This window comes from Streptococcus mitis (assembly GCF_003942995.1).
In the GTDB taxonomy this organism is placed as follows: Bacteria; Bacillota; Bacilli; order Lactobacillales; family Streptococcaceae; genus Streptococcus; species Streptococcus mitis_CV.
Genome location: NZ_RJOH01000017.1, coordinates 31,737 through 38,166, shown reverse-complemented (window position 1 = coordinate 38,166; position 6,430 = coordinate 31,737). Strand labels below are relative to the sequence as shown.

General features: G+C 36.3%; 7 protein-coding genes. All 7 read left to right on the top strand.

Annotated elements, in window-relative coordinates; translation table 11 throughout:
• Positions 1-266 precede the first annotated feature (266 nt).
• Positions 267-1,073, top strand: coding sequence for an alpha/beta hydrolase (locus D8836_RS08905; protein ID WP_125393779.1), 807 nt, complete (start codon positions 267-269; stop codon positions 1,071-1,073).
• Between the two features lie 11 nt (positions 1,074-1,084).
• A complete protein-coding gene (locus D8836_RS11460; RefSeq protein WP_125393778.1) occupies positions 1,085-1,213 on the top strand; it encodes an ADP-ribosylglycohydrolase in 129 nt (42 codons plus the stop codon).
• A gap of 187 nt (positions 1,214-1,400) precedes the next feature.
• Positions 1,401-1,871 (top strand): hypothetical protein, encoded by a 471-nt coding sequence (locus D8836_RS08895; RefSeq protein WP_060628317.1) that lies wholly within the window; start codon positions 1,401-1,403, stop codon positions 1,869-1,871.
• A gap of 157 nt (positions 1,872-2,028) precedes the next feature.
• The gene (locus tag D8836_RS08890; RefSeq protein WP_125393777.1) at positions 2,029-2,883 is read left to right on the top strand and encodes an ADP-ribosylglycohydrolase family protein; all 855 of its coding nucleotides are present in this window, start codon (positions 2,029-2,031) and stop codon (positions 2,881-2,883) included.
• A 110-nt stretch (positions 2,884-2,993) separates the two neighbouring features.
• Positions 2,994-3,875 carry a diacylglycerol/lipid kinase family protein gene (locus tag D8836_RS08885; protein WP_125393776.1) on the top strand — a complete coding sequence of 294 codons (882 nt, stop codon included), beginning with the start codon at positions 2,994-2,996 and terminating at the stop codon, positions 3,873-3,875.
• A gap of 63 nt (positions 3,876-3,938) precedes the next feature.
• Positions 3,939-4,430, top strand: a complete 492-nt coding sequence (locus D8836_RS08880; RefSeq protein ID WP_125393780.1) for a phosphoribosylanthranilate isomerase — start codon at positions 3,939-3,941, stop codon at positions 4,428-4,430.
• A 175-nt stretch (positions 4,431-4,605) separates the two neighbouring features.
• Positions 4,606-6,348 (top strand): glycoside hydrolase family 13 protein, encoded by a 1,743-nt coding sequence (locus D8836_RS08875; RefSeq protein ID WP_125393775.1) that lies wholly within the window; start codon positions 4,606-4,608, stop codon positions 6,346-6,348.
• Positions 6,349-6,430: the final 82 nt, after the last annotated feature.

Genomic DNA, 6,430 nt, shown 5'->3' with positions numbered 1-6,430 from the left:
CCATTATTGAAAGTAACGATTTGCTAATTAGATGATCTATGTTAGAGAATTATCTATTATAATTTAAAGTGGAGTGATGAATGTCGTTTCTTTTGAAATGGTGAAAATCTTTCCGTTTCACAGTATCATTCTAAAATAATTTTTACTGCCTTTTGTTTGTTAGTATAAAAGTAGAATATTACCACATGTTGAGGCATATCACTGCTTATTCAAACTGATTAAACAAGGATGTAGCTAGGGAAAGTCCTACAATAAGGAGTTTAAACATGAAATTCCATGAATTTGGGGATAAGAACTTACCTCCTATCTTACTAATACACGGTGGCGGCAGTTCTTGGTGGAATTATCTTCGTCAAGCACGTATCTTGTCAGAAAAATACCGTGTTATTCTACCCACTTTGAATGGCCACGGCGAGGAATATCAACTTGATTATGTTTCTACTGAAGATTCTGCTTTGGAGATTCTAGACTATATCAAAGCAAACTGTGGTGGGAAATTTTTTGCAATCGGTGGTGTTTCACTTGGTGGTCAAATTGCCATGGAGCTTTTGTCTTTAGATAGTGAAATTGCAGAGAAGGCCATTATAGACGGAAGCCTCTGTATTCCTCAACCAAGGTTAGCTAAAATCAGCATTTTTCTTGTACGTCTATTTGGTAAACTGATGTTCAATAAATTCTCTTGCAAACTTCAGTTAAGCATGATGAACAAACTCTATCCTAAACTGGCTTATCCAGAGGAAATAAAAGCTTATTATTTGGAGGATCTGCCAAGGACGCCTGTTAAAACATTGGTGACCATTTACAAAACCTATATGGGGCATTACAAGCTGAAAAATATGATTTCTGCTAGCAAGGCTCAGGTTCTGTATATCTATGGTGAAAAAGAATTGAACTGTGTGAAAGAATCAGCGAAATTATTTCATCAGCTACATTCAAATACAATTTTGTATGAAGCAAAGGATTATAATCACGGTTATTTATCATCTTACCTACATCAGGAGTGGATTGATTTAGTTGAGCCATTTTTAAAGAGCAATCCATTAGAAATGTGTAACAAATCTGATATGCCATAAAGAGGAATCTTATGCTAGGAGCAATTGTTGGAGATATTGTAGGTTCTATTTACGAATGGAACAATATCAAAACGAAGGATTTTCCTTTATTTCTTGAGGATTGTTTTTTCACGGATGATACGGTAAGTCCGAACCGTTGAATGTGTAAGTTTTGCTGGTCAAAGCGTAAAAATCTTATAACAAAAGAACTTAAGAAAGTATTGAAAAAAGGCTTTTACCGTAAGAGATATTTTAGTATTATGCCTGAAATTAAAATAAAATAGGCTAAAAGTAGATTTGTGAGTTTTGAACATTTTTTCTTAGCATACTTAGGAATGGAGAGATAAGATGATATGGACTAAGGAATATTTTTCTAAAATTGAATTTATTATTCATTGTGGTTGTGAAATTTTTGGTTATTTTGAGTGTAATTTGATGAACTCTGAACTGTCCTACCAAGAATGTGGGAATACTGGAATGATCGTTTTTGAACATAGTCAGAAACTATCAGAAAAAGCCTTATCTAAACTCATGAAATATACGCTACTTATTGATTTTGAGAAATATAGAAAGGGAAACAATTCAAATAAGAATGATAAAGTTATTGGTTATAGAGATGCATTTTCGATAACTTTCAAGGGCTATAGTCAAGATGGACAAGCTTTATTGATATATAATATGGACTATGTATACAAGGATTGGTACAATAGACCCGTTGATATCTTATACAGTTTTATAAGTGATACGTATTTTTCAGATTTTCAAAATAATAGATGTTTTATTGCTCAAGGGCTGATGGCTGGAGTACTTCCGTTTTAGGTATAATAGGAAGATGTAGTACATAGTGGAATCAAAAAAGTTTTTTAATTGTAATTTGATTAGATGAATACCTATAAATTATACAAAATTCGATAATAGATAATTTTAAAACTATAGTTGATGGTCAAATTCCCGATATCTTATAAGGAGGAATCTGATGCTAGGAGCAATTATTGGAGATATTGTAGGTTCTGTTTACGAATGGAACAATATCAAAACGAAGGACTTTCCTTTATTTCGTAAGGACTGCTTTTTTACAGATGACACGGTTATGACCTGTGCTGTTGCAGAAGCAATTATGAATGGGGGACAAAAAGACGACTTCATTGACGCGATGAAGAAATATGGCAGAATGTATCAGAATGCTGATTACGGTGCTCGGTTTAATGCATGGCTAAAGAGCGATAACCGTGAGCCTTATAATAGCTTTGGGAATGGATCAGCTATGCGTGTTTCTCCATGTGCTTGGGTCATGGACTGTGATGTCTATGCGAGAACCGGAATGTGGTCATCATCTAGAGGACTTGCGAGTCTTTCTGCAGAGGTAACTCATAATCATCCAGAAGGTGTCAAAGGTGCTATGGCTACAGCTGATGCTATCTTTCTGTGTCGTTTTTACTTTGGTGGTTATTGTAGAGAATACGAGCAACCAATTAATGATAATCCTACAGAGTGTAAAAGACGGATTAAGGATTATATAGAGAAGACATACGGTTACAATTTATCTCAAACTTTAAATGAAATCCGCCCTATATACCGTTTCAACGAAACTTGTCAGGATACTGTCCCTCAGGCCATTATTGCCTTTCTTGAAAGTACAGACTTTGAAGATGCGATAAGAAATGCTATCTCACTTGGTGGCGACAGTGATACACTTGCTGCAATCACTGGCAGCATAGCCGAGGCAGCTTATGGTATTCCTGATTGGATAAAGGATAAGGCCTATTCTTACTTGGATGCCCCCTTAAAAGATGTAGTTATGCGATGGGAAAATAGAATAAAATTATATTAATCTCCAGTACGTCATATTTCTCTTTTCTGTATTTTCATTGTATAATGAGAGTACATTTAGTTGCATACGACGAAATGTAAACATTTCTATTTAAAATTAAGGAGAAATTAATGAAAAAGGCAATGTTAATTATCAACCCTACTTCTGGTGGCGAGAAGGCTTTGGATTATAAAGAAAAGCTGGAGAATAAAGCAAAAGAATATTTTGAGCACGTAGAAACCAAAATTACCGAAAAAGCGCTGGATGCAACACATTTTGCTGAGGAAGCTTCTAGTGAGCAGTACGATGCAGTGGTTGTGTTTGGTGGAGATGGGACTGTCAACGAAGTCATTTCGGGTATTGCTGAGAGAGACTACATTCCTAAGTTAGGGATTATCCCAGGCGGTACGGGTAACCTCATTACAAAACTTTTGGAAATCAATCAAGACATCGATGGCGCAATTGACGAACTGGATTTTGATTTAACCAATAAGATTGATATCGGTAAAGCAAATGACAATTATTTTGGTTATATCTTTAGTATCGGTTCACTTCCTGAGGCGATTCACAATGTTGAAATCGAGGACAAGACAAAATTCGGTATTTTAGCCTATGCTGTAAATACCATGAAGTCCGTTATGACGGATCAGGTCTTTAACATTAAGGTTGAGACAGAAAATGGAAATTATGTTGGTGAAGCTAGCCATGTTTTGGTTCTCTTGACAAATTACTTCGCTGATAAGAAAATCTTTGAAGAAAACAAAGACGGCTATGCCAATATTTTGATTCTGAAAGATGCGTCTCTATTCTCCAAATTATCCGTTATTCCTGATTTACTAAAAGGAGATGTTGTTGGCAATGATAATATTGAGTATATCAGAGCGCGTAATATTAAGATTTCTTCAGATAGTGAATTGGAGTCAGATGTTGACGGCGATAAATCGGATAACCTACCTGTAGAAATCAAAGTTCTAGCTCAGCGAGTAGAAGTGTTTTCAAAGCCGAAAGAGTAGAAGGTAAAAATTAGTTTATTATTCACAATGAAATTAAGTTCTATATCAACGATTGGAGGAGGAATGAATTCTCTATTTGATGAATTTCGAACAATTTGTTCTCATTTAAACCAAATCGGAATCACACCGACGCTCATGGGTTCCTTGGGTTTTGAATACCGTTCAAATGATGAATGGAGGCCGTCTGACATTGACATTCATGTGCCTGGTGATCCTAGAGGTTGGGAAGCACCTGATCATCTCAGAATTTATGAGTGGGACAAGATAATGAAAGTGATGAAACACTTAGGCTATGCCTTAATAGATATTCATGAGCATGAATTCAAAAAAGATGGTCTGAGTGTTGAATTCGGAAGTATCGATTCTTTAACTGATTTTGCAGGAGTTTCGGAATCGGATATAGAGCTGATTCATCTCGAAAACATCACTTTTCGCGTTCCAAGTTTGGAACAGTTTTTAAGTATTTACAAGGCTTCTTCCCAAGATTCCTATCGAAATGATCACAATAACAATAAGGATTTTAAAAAAATAGAGTGGCTGGAAAGGCATTTGTAAATCATCAATCAGAAAGTAGTAGGTATTAAGACTTACTGCTTTTTTATATTCTCGAAAACAATCCACTCAAAACTACGGATTAGTCTTGAAAATAAAATTTTAAAGTAGTATACTAGAATCACAATTATGAAAACGTTTGCGTAGAATTTGGATTAAAACTTTAGGAGACAAATTGATGGAATTAAGTGCTATTTGCCATAGGCCAGAGTCTGAGTTTGCCTATCTTTATAAGGATAAGAAACTTCATATTCGGATTCGAACTAAGAAAGGGGACATTAAAAGCATCAACTTGCATTACGGGGACCCTTTTATCTTTATGGAGGAGTTTTATCAAGATGCAAAGGAAATGGCTAAGCTGACTTCTGACGCCATCTTTGATTATTGGCAGGTTGAAGTGTCCGTTGACTTTGCACGTATCCAGTATCTCTTTGAACTCAAGGATACAGAAGGCCAAAGCATCTTGTACGGTGATAAAGGGTGCGTTGAAAATTCTATAGAAAATCTTCATGCCATTGGAAGCGGATTCAAGTTGCCTTATATACATGAGATTGATGCCTGTCAGGTTCCCGAATGGGTTTCAAATACAGTATGGTATCAGATATTTCCTGAGAGATTTGCTAATGGAAATGCTCTATTAAACCCAGAAGGAGCAATAGACTGGGATTCATCAATCACACCGAAGAGTGATGATTTCTTTGGTGGTGATTTACAGGGGATTATTGACCATCTGGATTACTTGCAAGACTTAGGTATTACGGGTCTTTATCTCTGTCCCATCTTTGAATCTACGAGCAATCACAAGTACAATACGACAGATTACTTTGAAATTGACCGTCATTTTGGAGACAAGGAGACTTTTCGAGAACTGGTCGAGCAAGCCCATCAGCGTGGCATGAAAATTATGCTGGATGCGGTATTTAACCATATTGGTTCGCAATCGCCTCAATGGCAAGATGTTGTCAAAAATGGTAAACAGTCTGCTTATAAAGATTGGTTCCATATACAACAATTCCCAGTGACGACTGAAAAGCTAGCCAATAAGAGAGAGTTACCCTATCATGCCTTTGGTTTCGAGGACTATATGCCTAAGCTAAATACAGCAAATTCAGAGGTCAAGGACTATCTTTTAAAGGTTGCGACTTATTGGATTGAAGAGTTTGATATTGATGCTTGGCGTTTGGATGTGGCTAATGAGATTGACCATCAGTTCTGGAAGGATTTTCGCAAGGCAGTTTTAGCTAAAAAACCTGATCTTTATATTTTAGGAGAAGTCTGGCATACGTCTCAGCCTTGGTTAAATGGAGATGAGTTCCATGCTGTCATGAATTATACTTTATCTGATAGTATCAAAGACTATTTCTTACGAGGAATTAAGAAGACAGACCAATTCATCGATGAAATCAATGGTCAGTCTATGTATTACAAGCAACAGATTTCAGAGGTTATGTTTAATCTCTTGGATTCGCATGATACAGAACGAATCTTGTGGACGGCCAATGAGGATGTTCAACTGGTTAAATCAGCCCTAGCCTTTCTCTTTTTACAAAAAGGAACACCCTGCATCTATTACGGAACCGAGTTAGCCTTAACCGGAGGACCAGACCCAGATTGCCGTCGTTGTATGCCTTGGGAACGCGTATCAAGTGACAATGATATGCTGAACTTTATCAAGGATCTAATCAAAATTCGCAAACACTCATCAGCAATCATTCAGCACGGCAAGTATAGCCTCCAAGAAATCAAAGCTGATGTACTAACCTTGAAATGGAATTACGATAACCAAGTCATCAAAGCCATTTTTAACCAGTCCAAAGAAGATTATCTTTTAGAAAAGGAAGCAGTAGCACTAGCAAGCAATTGCCAAGAACTAGAGAATCAGCTTGTGATTTCTCCAAATGGATTTGTGATTTTTTATTAAAGAGCAATTATGAGCGACAGGAAAGTTGTAGTATAGAGAAGATTTTACAAACAGACTATTTGTCGTCTTGCTACAATTGGTA